General features: G+C 48.1%; 13 protein-coding genes. 12 read left to right on the top strand and 1 reads right to left on the bottom strand.

Going from position 1 to position 19963, the window contains the following annotated elements; all coding sequences use genetic code 11:
• The first annotated feature begins 171 nt into the window (after positions 1 to 171).
• Positions 172 to 1908, top strand: a complete 1737-nt coding sequence (locus SK066_RS18605; RefSeq protein WP_320542588.1) for a sensor histidine kinase — start codon at positions 172 to 174, stop codon at positions 1906 to 1908.
• 290 nt (positions 1909 to 2198) lie between these two features.
• On the opposite strand, the gene SK066_RS18600 is transcribed toward SK066_RS18605, so the two are convergent.
• Positions 2199 to 3395, bottom strand: coding sequence for an acyltransferase (locus SK066_RS18600; RefSeq protein ID WP_320542587.1), 1197 nt, complete (start codon positions 3393 to 3395; stop codon positions 2199 to 2201).
• A 1012-nt stretch (positions 3396 to 4407) separates the two neighbouring features.
• On the opposite strand from SK066_RS18600, the gene SK066_RS18595 reads away from it, so the two are divergent.
• From SK066_RS18595 to nikA, 11 genes are all read left to right on the top strand, one after another.
• The gene (locus SK066_RS18595; protein ID WP_320542586.1) at positions 4408 to 5241 is read left to right on the top strand and encodes a nucleotidyltransferase domain-containing protein; all 834 of its coding nucleotides are present in this window, start codon (positions 4408 to 4410) and stop codon (positions 5239 to 5241) included.
• Entirely contained in the window at positions 5238 to 6668 is a 1431-nt protein-coding gene (locus SK066_RS18590) for an RtcB family protein (RefSeq protein WP_320542585.1), read from the top strand. Before SK066_RS18595 ends, SK066_RS18590 begins: the two co-directional genes overlap by 4 nt.
• A 314-nt stretch (positions 6669 to 6982) precedes the next feature.
• Positions 6983 to 8257 (top strand): ATP-binding protein, encoded by a 1275-nt coding sequence (locus SK066_RS18585; RefSeq protein WP_320544924.1) that lies wholly within the window; start codon positions 6983 to 6985, stop codon positions 8255 to 8257.
• A gap of 790 nt (positions 8258 to 9047) precedes the next feature.
• Positions 9048 to 10220 carry a pectate lyase family protein gene (locus SK066_RS18580; RefSeq protein ID WP_320542584.1) on the top strand — a complete coding sequence of 391 codons (1173 nt, stop codon included), beginning with the start codon at positions 9048 to 9050 and terminating at the stop codon, positions 10218 to 10220.
• A 1130-nt stretch (positions 10221 to 11350) separates the two neighbouring features.
• On the top strand, positions 11351 to 12385 hold the full coding sequence (locus SK066_RS18575; RefSeq protein WP_320542583.1) for a BMP family protein: 1035 nt from the start codon (positions 11351 to 11353) through the stop codon (positions 12383 to 12385).
• Between the two features lie 176 nt (positions 12386 to 12561).
• The gene (locus tag SK066_RS18570) at positions 12562 to 14070 is read left to right on the top strand and encodes an ABC transporter ATP-binding protein (protein ID WP_320542582.1); all 1509 of its coding nucleotides are present in this window, start codon (positions 12562 to 12564) and stop codon (positions 14068 to 14070) included.
• Positions 14067 to 15134, top strand: a complete 1068-nt coding sequence (locus SK066_RS18565; RefSeq protein ID WP_188773440.1) for an ABC transporter permease — start codon at positions 14067 to 14069, stop codon at positions 15132 to 15134. The genes SK066_RS18570 and SK066_RS18565 overlap by 4 nt, the downstream gene beginning before the upstream one ends.
• Positions 15118 to 16041 carry an ABC transporter permease gene (locus SK066_RS18560; RefSeq protein ID WP_188773441.1) on the top strand — a complete coding sequence of 308 codons (924 nt, stop codon included), beginning with the start codon at positions 15118 to 15120 and terminating at the stop codon, positions 16039 to 16041. The genes SK066_RS18565 and SK066_RS18560 overlap by 17 nt, the downstream gene beginning before the upstream one ends.
• Positions 16042 to 16149: 108 nt before the next feature.
• Positions 16150 to 16839, top strand: a complete 690-nt coding sequence (locus SK066_RS18555) for a sulfite oxidase-like oxidoreductase (RefSeq protein WP_320542581.1) — start codon at positions 16150 to 16152, stop codon at positions 16837 to 16839.
• A gap of 3 nt (positions 16840 to 16842) precedes the next feature.
• Positions 16843 to 17577 carry a nucleoside phosphorylase gene (locus SK066_RS18550; RefSeq protein ID WP_320542580.1) on the top strand — a complete coding sequence of 245 codons (735 nt, stop codon included), beginning with the start codon at positions 16843 to 16845 and terminating at the stop codon, positions 17575 to 17577.
• Between the two features lie 598 nt (positions 17578 to 18175).
• Positions 18176 to 19810, top strand: coding sequence for a nickel ABC transporter substrate-binding protein (nikA, locus tag SK066_RS18545; protein ID WP_320542579.1), 1635 nt, complete (start codon positions 18176 to 18178; stop codon positions 19808 to 19810).
• The last annotated feature ends 153 nt before the right edge of the window (positions 19811 to 19963 follow it).

Here is a 19963-nt window from a genome sequence, read left to right as displayed (position 1 = left end):
CGATGTAGTGGGACAAAGTTCATGGTATGATCGAAGAATAGCATCGAACTTTGTCGATAAAATGGTTAACGCACTTATCTATCCATGCATAAATACGAATGCCAGACATGGTTTCCTATCGTCGCATATTCATTTTCAAGTGCTGATATAAATGGGGGTAAGACTGCTAATATGAAACAGCGCAAGAGCCTGTTGCCCAAACCGATCCCGGTAACTGTCTATATACTGGTTATTATGGCTGTTGTATTGCTAATCGTTAATACGACCTATTACTTTTCGACACGCAGTGCATTGATTGCTGTACAGGAGCAAAATATGCGTGTCATCGCCGAGCAGATTCGATCCTCGATTAAGCTGTCCCAGAGTGGGGAAGAGTTCGTGGAGAACCTTAATGGTGAAAACTTACGTATGGCTGCACAGGCGGTACAATCGACGCTTGGAAGCCGTTTGTCACCGATTACGAATGACCAGCTGGCCAGTCTTGGTAAAAAGATTGGTGTTGACCGTATCACCCTGTTCCAGCAGCAAGGGGACAAGGTGGTCGCTGTCCGTTCCTCTGATCCGGACGATCTGAACCGCTGGAGCAACTGGCGTAATGATTGGCTCAAGGCAGTTAAGCAATTGCTGCGCAAGCAGGAACCGAATGTAGAGCTCGGGCAAAAGCTGCCTAACTTCTGGGGCGCACCGCTGGTCGCTTCCGATGATGATGCTTCCGCTATCAGTGAAAAGCTAGGCTTCTATTACGATGGAACAACCGATTATGTCATTAGCGTGTATATGGATGATGAATCCGTTCGACAGTACCGTCAGGATACAGGTGTTGAAGCGGTTATTCGCGAGATTTTGCATGGCGAAACGAATCGCCAGACGCTCGGTATCTCTATTTTCAATCCACCGATCTTCCTGGATCAGGCGAAGCAATACAATTCGCGTGGTGTGATCTGGTATGACGAGAATCAGACGCTGAACAATGACTATTCCTACAAAAATGGCACCGATCTGGACAATGTACGTCAGGTGAACCGGACGAATCAGCTCCTCTCAGTAACAGAGACGTATAATAACAAGCAGGTGCTCAAAACGTTCATTCCAGTAGAACTCACCTATCCAGCGATCATGATGATCGTCTCGGATCTGACCGAGGTACAGCAGCGATTGAACGAGCAGCTGATTCTGATCTCGCTCACGATTCTGCTCTGTACGATGGTCATTATCGCGCTTGTGCTTGGTGTGATTGCGATGCTGAATCGCCGTACGGAAGCGGTAGCACAAAGTGTACAAAACGTGTATCTGGAAAATATCGATGCCCTGTTTAACTCGATCAAGGAGCAGCGACATGATTTTAATAACCATGTGAATACGATCCAGCTGCTCGTCAAAATGAAAAAGTATGATGATCTATCCGCTTATACCGCGGAGCTGGTCGGTGAATCGATTGCGATGAACCAGATCATCAATATTAATCTGCCAGCGATGTCCGCGCTTATTCAGGCGAAAATGACACAGGCATATGATCGCAAAATCAAGTTTGAATACGAGATTGCTAATCTCAAGTCAGTACAGTTCGGAACAGTCAAATCGACCGAGCTCGTCAAAATTGTCAGCAATCTGATCGATAACGCCTTTGATGCCGTGCTTGAAACAGAAAACCCTGACAAGCTAGTTCGCGTAACCGGACAGATTCGCGGTGAGCAATTGACCTTTACTGTCGGCAATAATGGCAACCCGATTCCCGAAAAGCTCAAGCAGCAGATTTTCGAAGCGGGCTTTAGCACCAAGCCATTGAACCGGAAAAACTCCGGTCTGGGGCTGGCGATCGTAACGAAAATATTGAAAAAGCACCGTGGGATCATCATGGTGGAAAGCGACGAGCAATGGACAGAGTTCTCTGTTCGTCTGCCGATGTAGTAGGTTATGGAAGCCTCGATGCGAATCCAGCCCGGCTACAGGCAAGTCCTGCGATAAGCTATTCATAAGCGCAGAAGCCTGAAAAAGACCCGATATCTCCATCTCTCTGTCATGAGAGGAACGGATATCGGGTCTTTTGCATGGAGTACAGTTGCGTAGCACAATAGGATAGCACCATCTATCATCACGATGAACAGCCTTATTTTCCTGTGCTTGCATCGATCACACTTTATGATCGGACAGCTAGAGCGAATGATCGTATTACTATAAGCTCCTATCGTCAACGATCATCACTTCGCACCTAACACGCTATGCGGTGAAGTGCTTTGAGTAGACTTGGACTTTTTACGTTTACCCGCAGAGCCAGTCAGCCATTGTCCACCGGGCAGACGGGATAACAGGCTGGTCAGAGCAATCGCCGCTGGAGCGACAATAGCAAACGTCAGAACGGTAGTCAGTAGATGCAGATCAGTCAGCACCAGCTTACGTGTCCATGAGGCGACAGCTGCTAGAATCAGCGCATGAGACAGATATCCACCAAATGAATAGCGTCCACACCATTGCAGGAAGCGTGTAATCGCATGCTGCTGACGAGAGAGCAGGATCGCCAGACCGTACATAAGCAGCATTTGGGATACGACGAGTATGAATGTTGTTGGCTTCAGATAGGTCGATACATTCAGATCGATCGCATCGTTCGAGTGTCGTAGCAGATCATAGCCGAGCCAGATATACATGCCCAGAAACACGAGGGTCGTCCACGGTAGCAGACGTAGAATCGTCTCGCGCCATGTCTGAATCGCAGAGCCACAGACCGCACCGAGTATAAAGTAAAAGAAATAAAAGCCAAATTCGCTAGTACGATAATTCAGCAGCGTCTGCATGATTCCACCTGCGTCCCAGAACGGAAGGACATAATAACAGAGCCACATGAGCCAGCCATAGGCGACAGCTAGCACGAGTAGCATGCCCACGATGCGCTTGCGCTGTTCCTCTGGTGAATGCTGCTGTAACACATGCGTACGGAATTGACGAGCCAGCCAGCGAAACGCCGGAAATAGCATATAAAACTGAAAAATCATAATGACGAACCATAGATGATAGCCGTTCGTCGGAACAATAAGCTGCTGGAAAAATGACGATACGCTTTCTTTAGAAAATAGCGGCTGATGATTGCTCAATCGCACCGTCAACCAGTAAATGATCGTCCAGACGACAAATGGAACATAAATATCACCGATTCGTTTCCATAGCACAGGGCGATACGATCTGCCCCCACCATACTGATAAAACAAAATCGCTCCTGCCAAAAATACAAACGTCAGCGTCCCAAAGCGGGTAAAGTGATACAGCATCCCCAGCATAATCGAATCTGCTGGCATAATATCACTGCGATAAATATATTCTCCAATGCTGTGCTGCATGACGACAGCGAGAAAGCATAAGCCCCGCAGCAGCGACCATTCGTTAATTCGCTCTTTTGTCATGGATTCACCTCGATCTGTTTATCAATAAAGACAACCTTGCACCAGTGAAACAGTCTAGCAAAAGAAGATGAATAGAATATGAAATACTGGTTATTTAGAGCAAATGTCATACAAAAATATAGCTTGCTACATTCAGTATTACTATACACGAAATTCGGGACTAAAGTCCTTTTTTTATTATTCTTATTTGACAATTGGAAAAATAAGTCGTTATGATGGAGGTACATTTTACATGAGGGGAGGTTGGAAGATATGACCTGGGATACGATCACGAGTTACATTCAGCATTCTGATCGTCCAATAACGGACAATCAGCACAACGATAGTCAAGCTTGCCATTTGACAACTGCATATTCCTGTTCAATATTTTCTAGCCTCCAACGGACGACATAATCTTCAGTGTATCGAAGTTATAGCTTGACGGGTATGGTTTATAGCCATACCATGCGAGGATCAGGTGAGCAATTGCGCCTGATTATTTTTATGGGCAAAAAGAGCAATACGAGTAACAGCGTGTAGATCATACGAGATGTGATCGGAATCAATGGTGTGAACGTAGGTACAGTGTTAACGCACTCAAGCCACACTTCACGCCATGATCAGCGACATAACGATTAGCGAATGCCATGCTATCGTTACCGCTATACGACAAGCTCTATGCGATGCCCTCGCTCCAGCTATATCCTTCGGTGTATTATTGAAAATTACAGTTGTATTCAGCTAATGGATCGCCTCTTTTCTCGCTACGACAGAGATAGAGCCACGACCATCAAGCCGCAGCCCGTAAGAGGGGTTGCGGCTTTTTTTGTTGAAATCAGAACGATAACGGAATATAACGCAGATGATAAATAGACAAGAAGTGGATTCTAGATATAAACGAAGTAGACGCTAGATATTTACGAAGCAAATGATCAATAGACAGGAAGTCGTGCAGCTTGGCAGCCATGACGAGCTGGTTAGCATGCTTGATTTTACCAATACGCATAAGGATACAGGGAAAGGAGTGGTGAACATGAGATCGATAGACGCTACCATGCAGCAACGAATCAGGGATCAGCTTCGCGACATTGAGGCACGCGAGGATGTGCGTGTGCTATACGCGTGTGAAGCCGGTAGCCGTGCATGGGGAGGCGATGCGCCGGATAGTGATTATGATGTGCGCTTTATCTATGTGCATCGTCCAGAATGGTATCTATCGATATTCACGCGCCGTGATGTGATCGAGCAGCCGATTGATGCAGGACTGGATCTGAACGGCTGGGACATTGTGAAAGCACTGAATCTGTTTCGCCGCTCCAATCCGTCCATACTGGAATGGTTAAGCTCGGATATGGTGTATATGGAGCATGATCAGTGGAGCGCACAGCTTCATACGTGGAGCGAGCAAGCCTTCTCACCAAAGGTATGCATGTATCATTACTTGAGTATGGCAAAGAGTAATTTCCGCAGCTATCTGCAAGGTGAGCAGGTACGCATTAAAAAGTATATGTACGTGCTGCGTCCGCTACTCGCATGTAGCTGGATTAACGACAAACGTACCTTTCCACCGCTAGCGATGGACACGCTGATTCAGTATGGGCTTCAGGATGAAGCATTGAGAAATGATGTGAATGCGCTGCTACAGCGCAAGCGTAGTGGTAACTTAAATGGAGTCGAAGCGAGTCTGCCGCGTGTGCGGCAATTTATCGACCAGATGATTCACGAGATGGAGCGATGTGCCACAGAGATGCCAGTAAGCACCGGAATTGCCGATCATCAGCTGGATGAGCTATTTCGTGCGACACTGCGCAATGTATGGGCAGCTCCCGATGATGATACGTATAGAAAAGAGGATAACCCTTTATGATAACAAACAACGATTCTTATATTCATCAGGTACGGCTACCTGCTGGTGACCTGAATGTGTATGCCAATCCAGAGCTATTTGCTGGACTGGATTATAAAGTATTTGAAATGGCCAATAACAATCTGCAAATTCCCGGCATTCGCTATATGGGCTATACGCCCGATGTGCATGTGGGCGTCGGTACATGTATCGGTACGACTGCTGTATGGGGCAACGACGACGGAATCGTTTCGCCATCCATCGTCGGTAGCGATATCGGTTGTGGGATGCGTGTACATTTGACCAATTTGCACCGTGATGATCTGCGCGAGGTGAAGCTGCGCCGCAAGCTGGTGCGTACGATTGAGAAGTATTTGCCGATGGACTCCCAGCAGCGCGGACATTTTGCCGATCTGCGTCTGGAGCATGTAGTGCGTAATGGACTGAAAGGACTGCCGGGCAAATATGTACCGGACAGCTATACACCGAAGCGCGCGACATCATTAACCCATGTGGAGGAAAGCCGTTTTCAATTTGACGAAAATGTGCTGAATGGTGTGCAGGATCGTGCATGGCATCGTGGTCATCGCCAGCTGGGTACGCTCGGTGGCGGTAACCATTTTGCTGAAATTCAAGCACTGGAGATCGCCGAGGAGAATCGCGCTATTGCTGAAGCATGGGGCATGTACGATGGACAAATTGTCGTGATGATCCATTCTGGCTCGCGCTCATGGGGCGGTGCCATTAGTCAGGACAGCAATCCGGCGATGCTGGCAGCGATGCAACGCTTAGGACTCGGTACAGCCGATCCAAGACTTGCCTTTCTGCCATTATCGCATCCAGAAGCGAAGCATTATGTGAATCTGATGTATTCCGCACTTAATTATGCAACAGTGAATCGCCACCTAATCGCCTTTGCGATTCGAGAAGCATTTCGCGATGTGTTCGGTAATCAGTGTGAGCTACGCACATTGTATGATCTGATGCATAATTATGCCTGGTCTGAATACAGCGGCGAGGAAGCGATGTTCGTTCATCGCAAAGGAGCAACGCGCGCACTGCCAGCAGGGCATCCCGGCAATCCAAAGCCTTATATGGAAACCGGTCATCCGGCGCTCATTCCAGGCTCGATGGGCACTTCATCGTATATTATGGTCGGTCAGCCTGGTGGGGAATCGAACTACTATTCGATCTGTCACGGTGCAGGACGTATACGTTCACGCTCTGCAACCAAGCGTCTGGTTAAAGTAGACGAATTTGCTAGCTCGCTCAAGGTTGGCACGGACAACGAGATTGTGGTGAACCAGCGTTCACTGGAAAGCATACTGGATGAATCGCCACAGGCTTACAAGGACGTGGATCAGATTATTGAAAGTGTGACTGGAGCCGGACTCGCCTCTGTCGTCGCTCGTTGTCAGCCACTGGCAGCGATCAAGGGAACGAACTAATCCGTCGCTTTATTTCGCATCAGTACATGTTTGCCTGACAAAGGCGTATAATTAAATCGTACCGTTTAAACATTGTCATGGCGGCATCGGTTGCAGCCTATCACTGCTTCCATTCTATAGGCTGGACGATGCCGCTCATTTCAATCACGCCCTGCAAGGAGACAGTGGCGATACACAGTTACGATAACCGTTCGTTGTCTACATGGTTACACATACGTTGGAATGGATATGAAATGATTTAACTCACAAAGGAGGGTAACGGTTTGGATTCTATTTACCGTACCAGTAAAGACACACTGCGCGATCCTGCCCCTGTGCAGAACGACGCAATCATCATATACGATGAGAACAATTCACAGCAGCCATCACGTTATGCCGATTATGCACGTATCATTGCAAGAATCGAGCAGCGGCTGCTAGAGCGCTACGGCGTTCCCTATCATTTGTATGCGAGCGAGGACCCGAATGTGGAATATTGGACCTTGCTGGAGGAAGACCTGCGTCAGGCATCCCCTGATGTGGAGCATGTGACCCGCATCTATGATCGACTGGAAGAATGGACATTTGAATATGACGGCGATAAGCCAGAGCCGGACTTTGATGTGCATCGCTCGATCAAAAACAATGTGTTCGTTTACCCTAAATCAGGCATTGCACTGGCACGTATGCCTGTGTTCCGCGAGCATGGTATTGGAAATGAAGACTTTGTATTTGCGATTAACGATGAAGCACTGCTTGCGTTTCTCGCCGATGTGCGTGTACGCCAGCGTGAGCAAAGTCTGCGTAAGGTGACTGTATTCACCGATGGACGTCATGGTATTAATCGTCAACTTGAGCCAGTAAGCCGCGCGGTATCACGTGATGATGTGATTATGCCGGCGAGCATCAAGCAGGACATTTACCGTTCGCTGGATCGCTTCTTTGAAGAGGATCGTAGCTTTTACCTTAAATACGATATTCCGTACAAGCGCGGCATTCTGCTGTACGGTCACCCGGGTAACGGGAAAACGACACTGGTCAAATCGATTGCAGGTAGCGTGCCGGGGCCGGTGGCGTACTGGCAGATTACGGAATATACGAGCAGTGAGTCGATCGAGGAGGTATTCGAGGCGGCTGGACGCATGATGCCGATGGTGCTCGTGATCGAGGATATCGATTCGATGCCAGCAGAAGCGCGCTCTTTCTTCCTGAACACACTGGATGGTGCGACATCGAAGGAAGGGATCTTCCTGATCGGTACGACCAACTATCCGGAGAAGATTGATCCAGGCTTGATGAATCGTGCGGGACGCTTTGATCGGGCTTATGAGATTACTTTGCCAGATGAAGAACTGCGCCTGGAATACTTCCGCCGCAAGCGTCTGCATGAATTTGCAGGTGAGGATACGGTGGTTGAAGCGGCACGTCTGACCGAAGGCTTTACTTTTGCTCAGCTTGGCGAGCTGTACGTATCAGCTGCCCTGCGCTGGCATGAAGAAGGCAAGCTGGATATGCATGAGGTCATTCAAGGTCTGCGCGGTGAGCTGGATAAGAGCCGTAAGGGTGTATGGCTGCATAACAGTGAGGGACGTGTTGGCTTTCACTTCTGAACATGATCGGTGACGCTGATGTACAGTCTGTCGGAGCAATAGGTAGACGGTGCAGCACGTATTGTCATAGTAGGTAACGAGATCGTAAGTAACGGGATAGCAAGTAACGAAATTGTAAGTAGCAGGATAGCAAGAGTAAGTGCAGGGAGCAGCAGACTGCCGTAGTTCTTCTGGAAAGATATACGATTCAGAGCAGCTGCCGCAGACGAGCTGCTCTATTTTTTTGTATCATACAGATACTTCGTTGATAGGTGAATAGCAATATCTATATTTTTATACTTTATAGGGATTAGCATATGCTAATATGCAGATGAGTGATCGCTATTAGAAAGGGAATTTAATAGTATGTAAAATGAGTGTGCATAGAGAGAAATAAAGCTATGGCGGTAGTTAGCGAGATTTAACTTTGTAAGCGGATTCAAAACGGGCGTTTGATCGATGGAATGAATCATAGCATATTCGTATGATATTCACTTCATATTGTATATCGGTCTATTTATATAGAATAAATGTGCATATAAATCTATAATTGGATGTGTAGTTATTGATAGTCATTATTTTCCATACAGGAAGGGGACAGGGAAAATACATAGGCTTTTGTATTGTTTATCTGTAACTGATATGGGCACAATTTGTGGATAGGTTGTGGAATACATCTTGTTTGGATGAATTTCGATGATGGTTGATGTGAACACCATGAAAAGATAACACCGTGGCGAGTTCATATTTAAAACAGCTAAACGATTTACAACTTAATGTTAACGTGTGCAAAAATAAAGGAGGAATATCAATGATTCATTTTTCTAAGTCTTCACGCAAAGCTCCATCCCCGATCAAGCTTGTACTGCTCAGCACTGCGCTAATGTCTGCGCTCGTATGGACAGGCCCGGGTACACATGAAGCTCATGCTGCCTCAACAGGTGGCTATGCGACGGCTAATGGCTCCAATGAAGCCGCAGTGACGGTAACGAATCTGCAAGAGCTGGAAAATGCATTTAATGCAGGCAAGCATCATATTGTGATCAAGGGCAATATTTACGGGGGAACGAAGCCCAAGACATTTACCTTTGCCAGCACACAGTGGAATAATACGACCATTGAGGGCGCACCAGGTGGTGGAGCCGTGCTGCAAAATATCCAGATCAAGTTCAGCGGCGAGCTGCTGCCTGCCGGTACGAACATCGAAAATGTAGTCGTCAAAAATATTACCTTTTACGGCAATATCAAAGACCTGCAAAATCTATCCGGTGCAGATACCCAGCCTGGCGGAATCGGCACCAACTATCTCGGCGTATCCTTCCGCCGCACGAGCAATATTCTCGTCGATCATGTGACCATGTACAATATCAGCGATGATCTGTTCCTGATCTCACAGGGCTCGGATTATGCGACTGTATCGAATAGCCATTTCTACTTTACCGATAGCTGGCTGAATATGAACCCGAATCCACTGTGGAACTGGGTCGGCACCAATCAGGATCTCGCTTCCGAGCGCCTTGCGATGATTATCGGATCTAACAAAAACGATTCCTATCAATATGGCGGCGGCAAATTACACGTCACCCTGCACCACAACTGGTTCGGGCCAAATATGAAGGGTCGTCCACTGCTGCGCGGCTATGTGCATATGTACAATAACTACTTCGATAACAGCACCCAGCCAAGCGGCAAAAACTCCAAGGGCTTCCCGCAAGAACAATACAATGCAGCCCAAATCGGCAGTGGCGGCAACATTTTCTCAGAAGGCAACTACTTCTACCGCACGAACAATAGCCACCAGGTCGGCTTAGATAGTGGCTCCGATGGCTACAAATTCTACGAACGCAAAAACGTCTACAACCAAACCACCGGAACCAACGCCCAGGGCGCAGCCTTCCCAGGCACCTCATTCCCATACAGCTACACTGTAGACGACGCAGGCAGCGTACCGGGAACCGTTCAGAACAATGCAGGCCCGAAATAATGTACCACTGTGAAATAAAATGCGGATCGTACAAATCTGCAATAAAATCAGGTTTGAAATGAGTAGTAAAAAGTGAGCAAGAACAGCCCCATTTCTCTGCGATCAGGAGAAATGGGGCTGTTCTATTATTATGTTGTATAAGATGTTCTATGCAGGTATGAGGACAAAGCAATTTCAGTATCTATAATTTTGCACGATAAAAAACAATTATAATTTAATAGGAAAACTATAGTGTGATAGGAATAAGTGAGATACAAATCTACCAACTGCATCAAGACCAGCACTGCTTTTTTACAGAATAAAACGAATCAATTTTGTAATGCGTTGGTACTGGATACCAGCACGATAGCTATAAATGACATGAAATATATAGTGTCATAATCGAGTCTATCATGTCTATTCTAAACAATATGTATACTGGTTGCATGCTACTCTACCCTAAAGTGTGAGCGATCTCCTCACACGGGGCGAAATAAAAAAAGATTTTTGCAAAGCAAAATATCCATACATCATTTTGATTAATCATAATAATGGTACGAAATCATAGGGATATCAATAAGTTAGAAGAAAGGTAAACAAACGACAGGAAGCAAAAAAGTATGGAATTACCGAAACCCAAAGGTATGAAGACAACAAAAAATAGTTTTAATGAAGTAAAGATTTAATAGATTTTGAATCTATTATAAAAATGAAGCAAGATGCACGGAACGGAGGGAAGGAAATAAGGGAAAAGGACGCTTTTGGAGCCCGGGAATCTTCATTTACTACCAGATTAAAAGATTCCTGGGCTCCACCTAAGGACGTTCCCTTATTCCTTGCCGGAGTGCTGTATGCTTCCCTTCACTACCTGCAAGAAAATCACCATCCTCATCCCAAAACTCAACCCCCACTCTACCAACTATAAAAAATCCAAACTACAAACCACCCATACGTCCAACCATCCCACTAAATTCAATAACACTCCCAATCCACAAACTTCAACAAACCACCCATTCCCACGTCACAGTGCATATCACCAAACCTTACCCTATAAGACATATTGCAAAAAACTATTTGACAAAAGGCGACAAATTCCATTAGCATTATTGAAAATGAACTGAAAATTTGAAACAAAAGGGGAATAAAAACGCATGTTGAAACGTTTTTCGTTCGTCATTGTTTCGGTATTGCTTGTTGCAATGCTGTCTGCATGTGCATCAGGCGGTTCTAAATCCGAACAATCGGCTTCAGGCAGTGAAAGCGGCACCGCAAAGAAGAGAATTGCACTTGTGCTTCCAGAGGAAATCGGAGTGAATCAGTTTTTTGTACAGATGGATGAAGGGTTTCAAAAGGCAGGGAAGGAGTTTGGAGTAGAGACAAAAACGATCCAATCGTCCGACCCTACTGCGTTTGAACAAAATATGCGTGCAACGGTTGCGGAGAACTATGATCTGATCATTACAGCGACATTCCAGGCAGAGGATGTATTGAAGCAGGTTGCTCAGGAAAATCCAGACAAATCGTTTGCTATTATCGACACAACGGTCGATCTGCCAAATGTGCGCAGTGTCGGCTTCCGTGAATATGAAGCATCGTATCTGCTCGGTGCAGCCGCAGGTCTGGCAACGAAAACGAATGTAGTCGGCATGGTCGCAGCTCAGGATGTACCACTGCTGAAAAAGTATAGCGAAGGCTTCAAGCAGGGATTGGAATCGGTCAATCCGAAAGCAAAATTCCTGATCGGCTATGTGGGAAGCTTTAACGACCCGGCAAAAGCGAAGGAGCTTGCACTGGTGCAATACGGTCAGGGTGCTGACTTTGTCGCAGGTGCATCTGCAACAAGTGATCTCGGTGTGTTCGAAGCTGCGAAGGAGAAAAACCTGTACACCTCCGGTCAGGATACGGATCGTACAGTAGAAGACCCCGATCATATCGTGCTGTCCCAGCTTAAAGGAACCGATGCGGTGGCTTATGAGACAGTGAAGGATTTCGTCAACGGCAGCTTCAAATTCGGCGCCGCCAACTATGGTCTGAAGGAAGATGGCGTAGGTCTTACATTTGTTACGAAGGATAGTGAGTCCAAGCTGAGTCCATTTATCGGTGAGGCGAATATCACGAAGCTGAAGCAGATCAAGGACGACATCGTTTCTGGCAAAATCGTTGTGAAAAATCCGTTAGAGCAATAATGCGCTTCATCTATATTGGTGTCTTATCTTAATCTCTCTATCAAGAGGATGATCACCTTCATCTTCCATATGAATACGATATTAGCACGGCAAGTTGACGAAACCGGCTGCTTCACCGAGCAGCCGGTTTTGTTCTATCTGTAGGGATGATTCGGGCAACAGGAGGGAACGAGCAGATGACCGTTTTGCTAGAAATGCAGGGCATTACAAAAAAATACGGCGATTTTACCGCCAATCACGATATTCATTTTGATGTGCGTAAGGGTGAGATTCATGCGCTTGTCGGGGAAAATGGAGCAGGCAAGACGACCATGATGCGTATGCTGTATGGTATGGAGCAGCCCACCGCTGGGCGTATTCTTGTGAATGGCAAAGAGGTTCATTTTCATGATCCGTCCCAGGCGATCCGGCATGGCATCGGGATGGTGCATCAGCATTTTATGCTGTTTCCAAGCTTTACACTGGCAGAAAATATCGTTATTGGTGGCGAACCGAAAAAGGGAGCTTTTTTTGATCGACAATCCGCGGCAGACAAGGTACGTGAGCTGGGCGAGCGGTACGGCATGCCGGTGGATCCGTGGAAAAAGGCAGGCGATTGTCCGCTCGGTATTCAGCAGCGGACGGAGATTCTAAAGGTGCTGTATCAGGGTGCCGATGTGATTATTCTCGATGAGCCGACAGGTGTACTCACGCCGGGTGAGGTGAAGGAGCTGCTCGCCGCGATCAAGGGGCTGGCAGCGCAGGGGAAAAGCTTTATTTTGATCACGCATAAGCTGCATGAAGTAATGGAGGCAGCAGATCGGATTACAGTGCTACGCGATGGTGTCATTACCGGACAGATGGCGGCAAATGATACCGATGAGGAGCAAATCTCGCGCCTGATGGTGGGGCGTGAGCTTGTCCAGATGAGTCGCGCCGCTCGTGAACCTGGCGAAAAGGTGCTGGATGTACAGGCGATCAAGCTGGCAGGTGGCAAAGGCAGTAAGCCGCTGTTGGATGATGTATCGCTATCGGTACGCCGCGGCGAGATTGTCGGTATTGCTGGCATTTCTGGTAATGGACAATCTGAGCTATTGCAGGTGATTTCAGGCTTACGACAGCCGGATAGTGGAACGGTAGAGTTAAATGGTGCCGATGTAACGGGTGCGCCTGTACGTCAGATTCGTGAGCAGGGACTGGCGCATATTCCAGAGGATCGATATCTATGGGGCGCTTCACGGGACGCGACTGTGCTGGATAACGGATTAATGGGACATCAGCAACGCTTCCGCAAGCGTGGTCTGATTGATCGTTCTTCACTGCGCAAGGTGATGAATGAATGGGTACAGCGCTTTGCGATTAAGACGGGATCACTGGATACACAGGCACAATTTCTGTCTGGCGGTAATTTGCAAAAGCTGATCGCAGCGCGCGAATTTGCGCAGCAGCAGCCTTTTCTGATTGCAGCGGAGCCCACGCGCGGTGTCGATGTGGGTGCGATGGAGCTGATTCATGGTGAGCTGCTGGAGCGCTGTCGTGGTGGCGATGGAATTCTACTCGTTTCCTCAGAATTAACGGAAATTTTAAAGCTATCTGACCGGATTCTGGTCATGTATGAAGGTCGCATTGCAGGTGAGCTGACCGCAGAGCAGGCAACCGAGGAGCAGATCAGTCTGCTGATGGCAGGAGGGAAAAGGCAATTATGAATGTAATTAAACGTACACTGCTAGGGATGCTACAGCCTGTCGTTGCGGTTCTGATCGGGCTAATCGCCGGAGCGGTGGCGATTCTGCTCATCGGTGATTCGGTTGTCGATACGTATCGCGAGATGTGGAATGGCGCCTTTGGAAGCTTTTATTTTCTAACCAATACGTTAACACGAGCCACACCGATTATTTTGACTGGACTCGGTGTGGCGCTGGCGTTTCGAGCGGGCTTTTTTAATATGGGAGCGACCGGACAGATGGTGCTGGGTGGTCTTGCCGCGGCAATTACTGGTCTATATATGCCTGGCCCGGGCTGGCTGGTCATGATCATGGCACTGCTGGTTGGGATGGTCGTAGGCGGCTTGTGGTCGTTATTTGCAGGGTATATGGATGCACGCTTCGGTGTGAATCTGCTGATCTCTACCCTGCTACTCAATTATATTGCCTCCTTGTTCGCTGGCTATATGGTGTCATTTCCACTCAAGGATCGCACAGGCTCAGCGGCGATGTCACAGACGCCGATGCTGGAAGCGGATGTGTGGCTACCGAAGCTATTTTCCGGTATGAGTCTGCATGCAGGCTTCATTCTAGCCGTGCTGGCTGCGGTCGCGATTTACATTTTTATTCATCATTCGGTTGCAGGCTACGAGATTCGGATGTTGGGTAATAATCCATTCTTTGCCGCTTATGGTGGGGTCAAGCGTGGGCGGATGATGGTCGTAGCGATGCTGACAAGCGGTGCGCTGGCTGGATTGGCTGGAGCAGGCGAGGTGCTTGGTACACAGCACCGCTATCTGGACGGAGCGCTTACATCAGCCGATTATGGCTGGAGTGGCATTATGGCGACGCTGCTTGCTTCCTCGCATCCGATCGGAACAGCGGTTGCTGGTATTTTGCTAGCCGCACTGCAAACAGGCGCGATGGGCGTGGAGCGTAATACAAATGTGCCATTGGAGGTAGCTAGCGTTATTCAGGCGACACTTACGCTATTTGTATCGGCACGCTTTGGTTATTTGTTCCTCAAACGCAGAAAGGAGCGTAAAAATAATGGATCAGCTGTTTGATATCTCGCTGTTTAACTCCACCCTGCGTATTTTGACGCCCATTCTGCTAGCGGCGCTGGGCGGTGCGATCTGCGCACGGGTTGGGCTGTTCAATGTCGGTCTGGAGGGACTGGTACTGGTCGGTGCCTTTTCCGCGATTTTAGGTAATCATTTGCTTGGTAATGTGTGGCTGGCGGTGCTGTTTGCGGTTATTTGTGTGATGCTATTTTCGTTATTGTTTGCGTATGTGAGTATTAATCTACGAGCTAATGTGATCGTCGTCGGGATCTCGCTCAACTTCCTCGCGGCGGGCTTAACGACCTTTTGTCTGCGTGCGATCTTCGATGTGAAGGGCGCTTATTATGATAAAAATATGCAGGGCTTGCCGCGCTGGGACATTCCGCTCATTAAGGATATTCCGGTGCTGGGTGGCATCGTATCTGGTCATTCGCCACTTGTGTATGCAGCCTTCGCGGCGGCTATTCTTATGTGGGTGTATCTGTTCAAAACGGTGAGTGGCTTCCGTCTGCGTGCCGCTGGCGAGAATCCGGTCGCTGCACAAAGTCTGGGCATTCCGGTACGGCGTATTCAATATGGTGCGGTGCTCGTGTCCGGCGCGCTATGCGGGCTGGCAGGTGCGCAGCTATCGCTCGGTCAGGTGACGATGTTCACCGAGGGGATGACCGCAGGACGGGGCTTTATCGCACTTGTAGCGACGATGCTCGGTCAGTCGAATCCGTTAGGTGTAGTCGCATCGAGTCTGTTGTTTGGTTTGATGGATGCGTTCAGCATTCGCTTGCAGGGCTTTGCGCTTCCAGCTCAGTTTACCCAGATGCTACCTTATATTATGACGCTAGCAGCGATGTTCTTTTTCAAGGATCGCAGCTATCTCAAGGATGCACAGCGTGCGAACGGTAGCTCACGTTGATCCATACATCCGAGCGTTAGTTCACGATCAGATGATCTGATTCTTTTGTAATAAAATGCAGTATACAATAGAGCTATACATCAGGTGATTACAGGGGAGGGTAAAGGCATGACAGGCAGCAGTAAAAAGGCAGACCGAATCAAAGCCTCCAAAACGCCGCTTACTCACAATCTGTCAGCAGAGCAGGCGAAAAGGTTGCCACCGGGGCAGTTTTTGACGGATAAGTTTCCGATTTTGCATGAGGGCGATGTGCCAGAGATTGATCTGAACACATGGCGATTGCGCATTTTTGGAGCGGTGGAGCAGGAGCAAGACATTTCGTTTGAACAGATCATGGACTTACCACGAGTCGAGATTACCGATGATATTCATTGTGTAACGCGCTGGTCGAAGTTCGATACGCGTTGGGAAGGCGTTCGCTTTCGCGATCTGCTGGAGCAGCTGGGAATTCATGTTCAGCCTGAAGCGATGCATGTGATGGTGCATGGCGGCAATGCTTACGAGACCAATGTACCGCTAGCGGATCTAATGGGAGATCATGTGCTGCTCGCCTATCATTATGATGGGAAGCCACTGACGCCGAAGCATGGCTGGCCGCTACGTTTGGTCGTGCCGCATCTGTACTTCTGGAAAAGTGCAAAATGGATCGAAGGGCTTGAGTTTATGACAGCGGATCGTCCGGGCTTCTGGGAGCAAAATGGCTTCCATAACGTAGCCGATCCGTTTCGTGAGGAACGTTTCTCTGGTGAGGCACTGCCGATCCCGGAAGATGAATGGACAAAAAAGGAGTATGATTGAGCAATGCTAATGCCGATTTTGCAAGTGAATAGTGAGGATATTCCAGAATACGCGATTGTATGTGGTGATCCCAAGCGCGCAGCTGCGATTGCTGCCAAGCTCGATCAGCCGCGTGAGCTTGCCTTTAGCCGTGAATATCGCAGCTTTGTTGGTACAAAGGATGGCGTAGAGATCGCTGTAGTGAGTCACGGTGTAGGCTCACCTGGTGCTGCGGTATGCTTTGAGGAGCTGATCCGTGCAGGTGTGAAGACGCTGATTCGAGTGGGGACAGCTGGCTCGTATTCTGCGGATCATCCAGCAGGTAGTCTAATCGTGAGTACGGCAGCGGTGCGTACAGATGGTCTGACACGTCAGCTTGTGCCCGAGACGTTCCCGGCTGTTGCGGATAGTGCAGTAACCGAGGCGCTGTATCATGCGGCACGTCAGGGCGATGGAATCGTGAGCAAGGGCATCACGGTGACGCTGGATGTGTTCTTTAATGGGGTAGAGGAATTCCCGCATCGTAAGTTCAAGCAGGCTGGCGCACTTGCAGTCGAGATGGAAATCTCTGCGCTGTACATTATCGCTTCACTACGTGGTGTGCGTGCAGGCGCGATCGTGGCAATTGATGGGTATGCGGATGCCGATCTGGCAGCGGAATATGACCCACATACGACTGCTGTAGCGGATGCTGTACAGCGTGAGATGGACGCAGCCATTGCGGCGCTCGTAGCGCTGGCAGGGCAGGAGCGCGTTTAGTCCACTGTTGGGATATGTGGCGTGAGCAGGTAGGATGGCTCTCGCCGCAGCAATCCATTTTGAACAGAAAAGGCTACAATTAAAGTAGTAATCCTGGATGTATGAGGTGTAGAGGTGCTTTACGTAAATACACCCTATATAAAGGTACTATGTATAATCGTGCCGAATGTAAAAGTATCTCAGAAGCACGCCTATAGCTGAACGTAATTCGAGCTAGCGAATCTATTCCCTATACTCAAAAATACTTAAAAGCCTGCCCTGCTGCTATTGCACAGGTCAGGCTTTTTAATGTTAAAGTATGGATCAAGTGAGAGTAGTAGAAAATCTAAAGTGAGAATAAACGCTTATGTTGTACACGCTCATCCCCTGCGCGTCCCGCCTATTTCTACTATAGAATGCAGTACAAAGTAGCACAAATCAGATAATCCCCTTGTCTTTTCTTTCCATTTACTACATACAAAATCCCATATTTGAAAACTATAGTTAAACTCATTTACTTCCTGTAACAATTTAGTTGACAAATGGTTAAGCGCTACCTATTCTTATTAAATGAAGATGATAATCGTTATCAATAGAATAGAGAAGGGGTTAGGCCATTATGTTATTTCGCTTCAAACGTTCATCTATGCTTTTGCTTACTATGTCGCTCGCTCTAGTAGCTATTCTGGCGGGCTGCGGAAGCAATCCAGAGTCATCGGCAGCAGGTACTGCCAAAGATCCATCCATTCGTTCGATTACGATGTCATGGCCGCGCGATGTTGGCGTCATGAATCCACATACATATAATCCATCGCAGCTATTTGCGCAGTCGATGCTATATGATCCGCTCGTACACTATGGTGAAAATGGCAAGCTGGAACCTGCACTTGCCCAGTCATGGACGATCTCCAAGGATGGCAAGGTATACACGTTCAAGCTACGTCCGAATGTGAAATTCTCTGACGGTAGTGCTTTTAATGCAGCCATTGTGAAAAAGAACTTTGATGCTGTAATGCTGCATAAGGATACACATAGCTGGCTTGGTCTGGTCGGTGTGATCGCGAAAACCGAAGCGGTTAACGATCTGACCTTCCGTATGACACTGACTGAGCCGTATTACCCGGCATTGCAGGATCTGTCGGTCGTACGTCCATTCCGTTTCCTCGGCGCAGCCGGATTCCCGGATAATGGCGATACAGCAACAGGCATCAAGGAGCCTGTCGGCACTGGCGCATGGGTGCTGGCAGATTACAAGCAGGATGAATATGCGGTATTCAAGCGTAATCCTCATTACTGGGGTAAAGCTCCAGCACTCGATCAGGTAACCGTCAAGATTATCCCTGATGCAGAGACACGCGTAGCCGCATTTGAAAAGGGTGAGCTGGATCTGATCTATGGTGAAGGCGTGATTAGTCTGGATGCGTTCAAGCAGCTGCGTGACAATAAGGACTATGTAACCAAGCTGTCTGATCCGGTCGGTACACGCAGCTTGCTGCTCAACTCGTCCAATCCGAAGCTGGCAGATATACGCGTACGTCAGGCACTTCAGCAGGGCTTTAACAAGCAGGCAATGGTAGAAGGCATCACCTCCGGTCTGGAGGAGCCAGCCGATACGATCCTGTCGAAAAACTATCCTTATACAAATGTAGATATCAAGACAGCAGGCAATACGTACAATGTACAGCATGCTCAGGCACTGCTGGATGAAGCAGGCTGGAAGCTACCAGCTGGCGGCACGGTACGTGAGAAGGATGGGCAACCGCTGGAATTGGAATTGATTTACGACAAAACCGATCCGATTCAAAAGGCGATGGCGGAGACGATTCAAGCGGAGTGGAGCGCAATCGGCGTGAAGGTGAATCTAACAGGTCTGGAGCTGACCGTACAGATCAAGCGCCTCAAGGCAAACGACTTCGACTTGTACTTCTGGTACAACTACGGCGCTCCTTATGATCCACATTCGTTCATTAACGTTGTCGCTAAAAAAGGCTTTGGTATTGCTGAGACACTAAGTGCTGTTCCTAACAAAGCTGCACTGGATCAGCAGATTCGTGAAGCATTATCCTCCACGGATGAAACGAAGCGTCAGGAGCTGTATCACTCGATCCTGAGCACGTTGAACGAGCAGTCTGCGATCGTACCGATTTCGTATGTGAAAAAGACAGCTGTTTATCATAAAAATATCGCTTCCTTCGCTTTCCCAGCGAACCGCGATGAAAATGCATTCTTCGGTATCACATTGAGTCAGCCATAAAGCGATGAGGCTGGAGCTTTTTCTACTGATTATACCGAACGATTAGGAAATTATACTTGTACACCACACGGCGGCAGGCATGGTGGCAAGTCAGGAGCATCGGGTTCACACCGGAATGCTACTGGCTTGTCCATGCTTGACTGCCGTGTATCG

This window comes from Paenibacillus hunanensis (assembly GCF_034055775.1).
GTDB lineage: Bacteria > Bacillota > Bacilli > Paenibacillales > Paenibacillaceae > Saccharibacillus > Saccharibacillus hunanensis.
This window is presented reverse-complemented; position numbering and strand designations above follow the sequence as displayed.

Coding starts and splice junctions, on each gene's coding strand:
- SK066_RS18605 (WP_320542588.1), top strand. CDS start 172: ATGAAACAGCGCAAGAGCCTGTTGCCCAAACCGATCCCGGTAACTGTC.
- SK066_RS18600 (WP_320542587.1), bottom strand. CDS start 3,395: ATGACAAAAGAGCGAATTAACGAATGGTCGCTGCTGCGGGGCTTATGC.
- SK066_RS18595 (WP_320542586.1), top strand. CDS start 4,408: ATGAGATCGATAGACGCTACCATGCAGCAACGAATCAGGGATCAGCTT.
- SK066_RS18590 (WP_320542585.1), top strand. CDS start 5,238: ATGATAACAAACAACGATTCTTATATTCATCAGGTACGGCTACCTGCT.
- SK066_RS18580 (WP_320542584.1), top strand. CDS start 9,048: ATGATTCATTTTTCTAAGTCTTCACGCAAAGCTCCATCCCCGATCAAG.
- SK066_RS18575 (WP_320542583.1), top strand. CDS start 11,351: ATGTTGAAACGTTTTTCGTTCGTCATTGTTTCGGTATTGCTTGTTGCA.
- SK066_RS18570 (WP_320542582.1), top strand. CDS start 12,562: ATGACCGTTTTGCTAGAAATGCAGGGCATTACAAAAAAATACGGCGAT.
- SK066_RS18565 (WP_188773440.1), top strand. CDS start 14,067: ATGAATGTAATTAAACGTACACTGCTAGGGATGCTACAGCCTGTCGTT.
- SK066_RS18560 (WP_188773441.1), top strand. CDS start 15,118: ATGGATCAGCTGTTTGATATCTCGCTGTTTAACTCCACCCTGCGTATT.
- SK066_RS18555 (WP_320542581.1), top strand. CDS start 16,150: ATGACAGGCAGCAGTAAAAAGGCAGACCGAATCAAAGCCTCCAAAACG.
- SK066_RS18550 (WP_320542580.1), top strand. CDS start 16,843: ATGCTAATGCCGATTTTGCAAGTGAATAGTGAGGATATTCCAGAATAC.
- nikA (WP_320542579.1), top strand. CDS start 18,176: ATGTTATTTCGCTTCAAACGTTCATCTATGCTTTTGCTTACTATGTCG.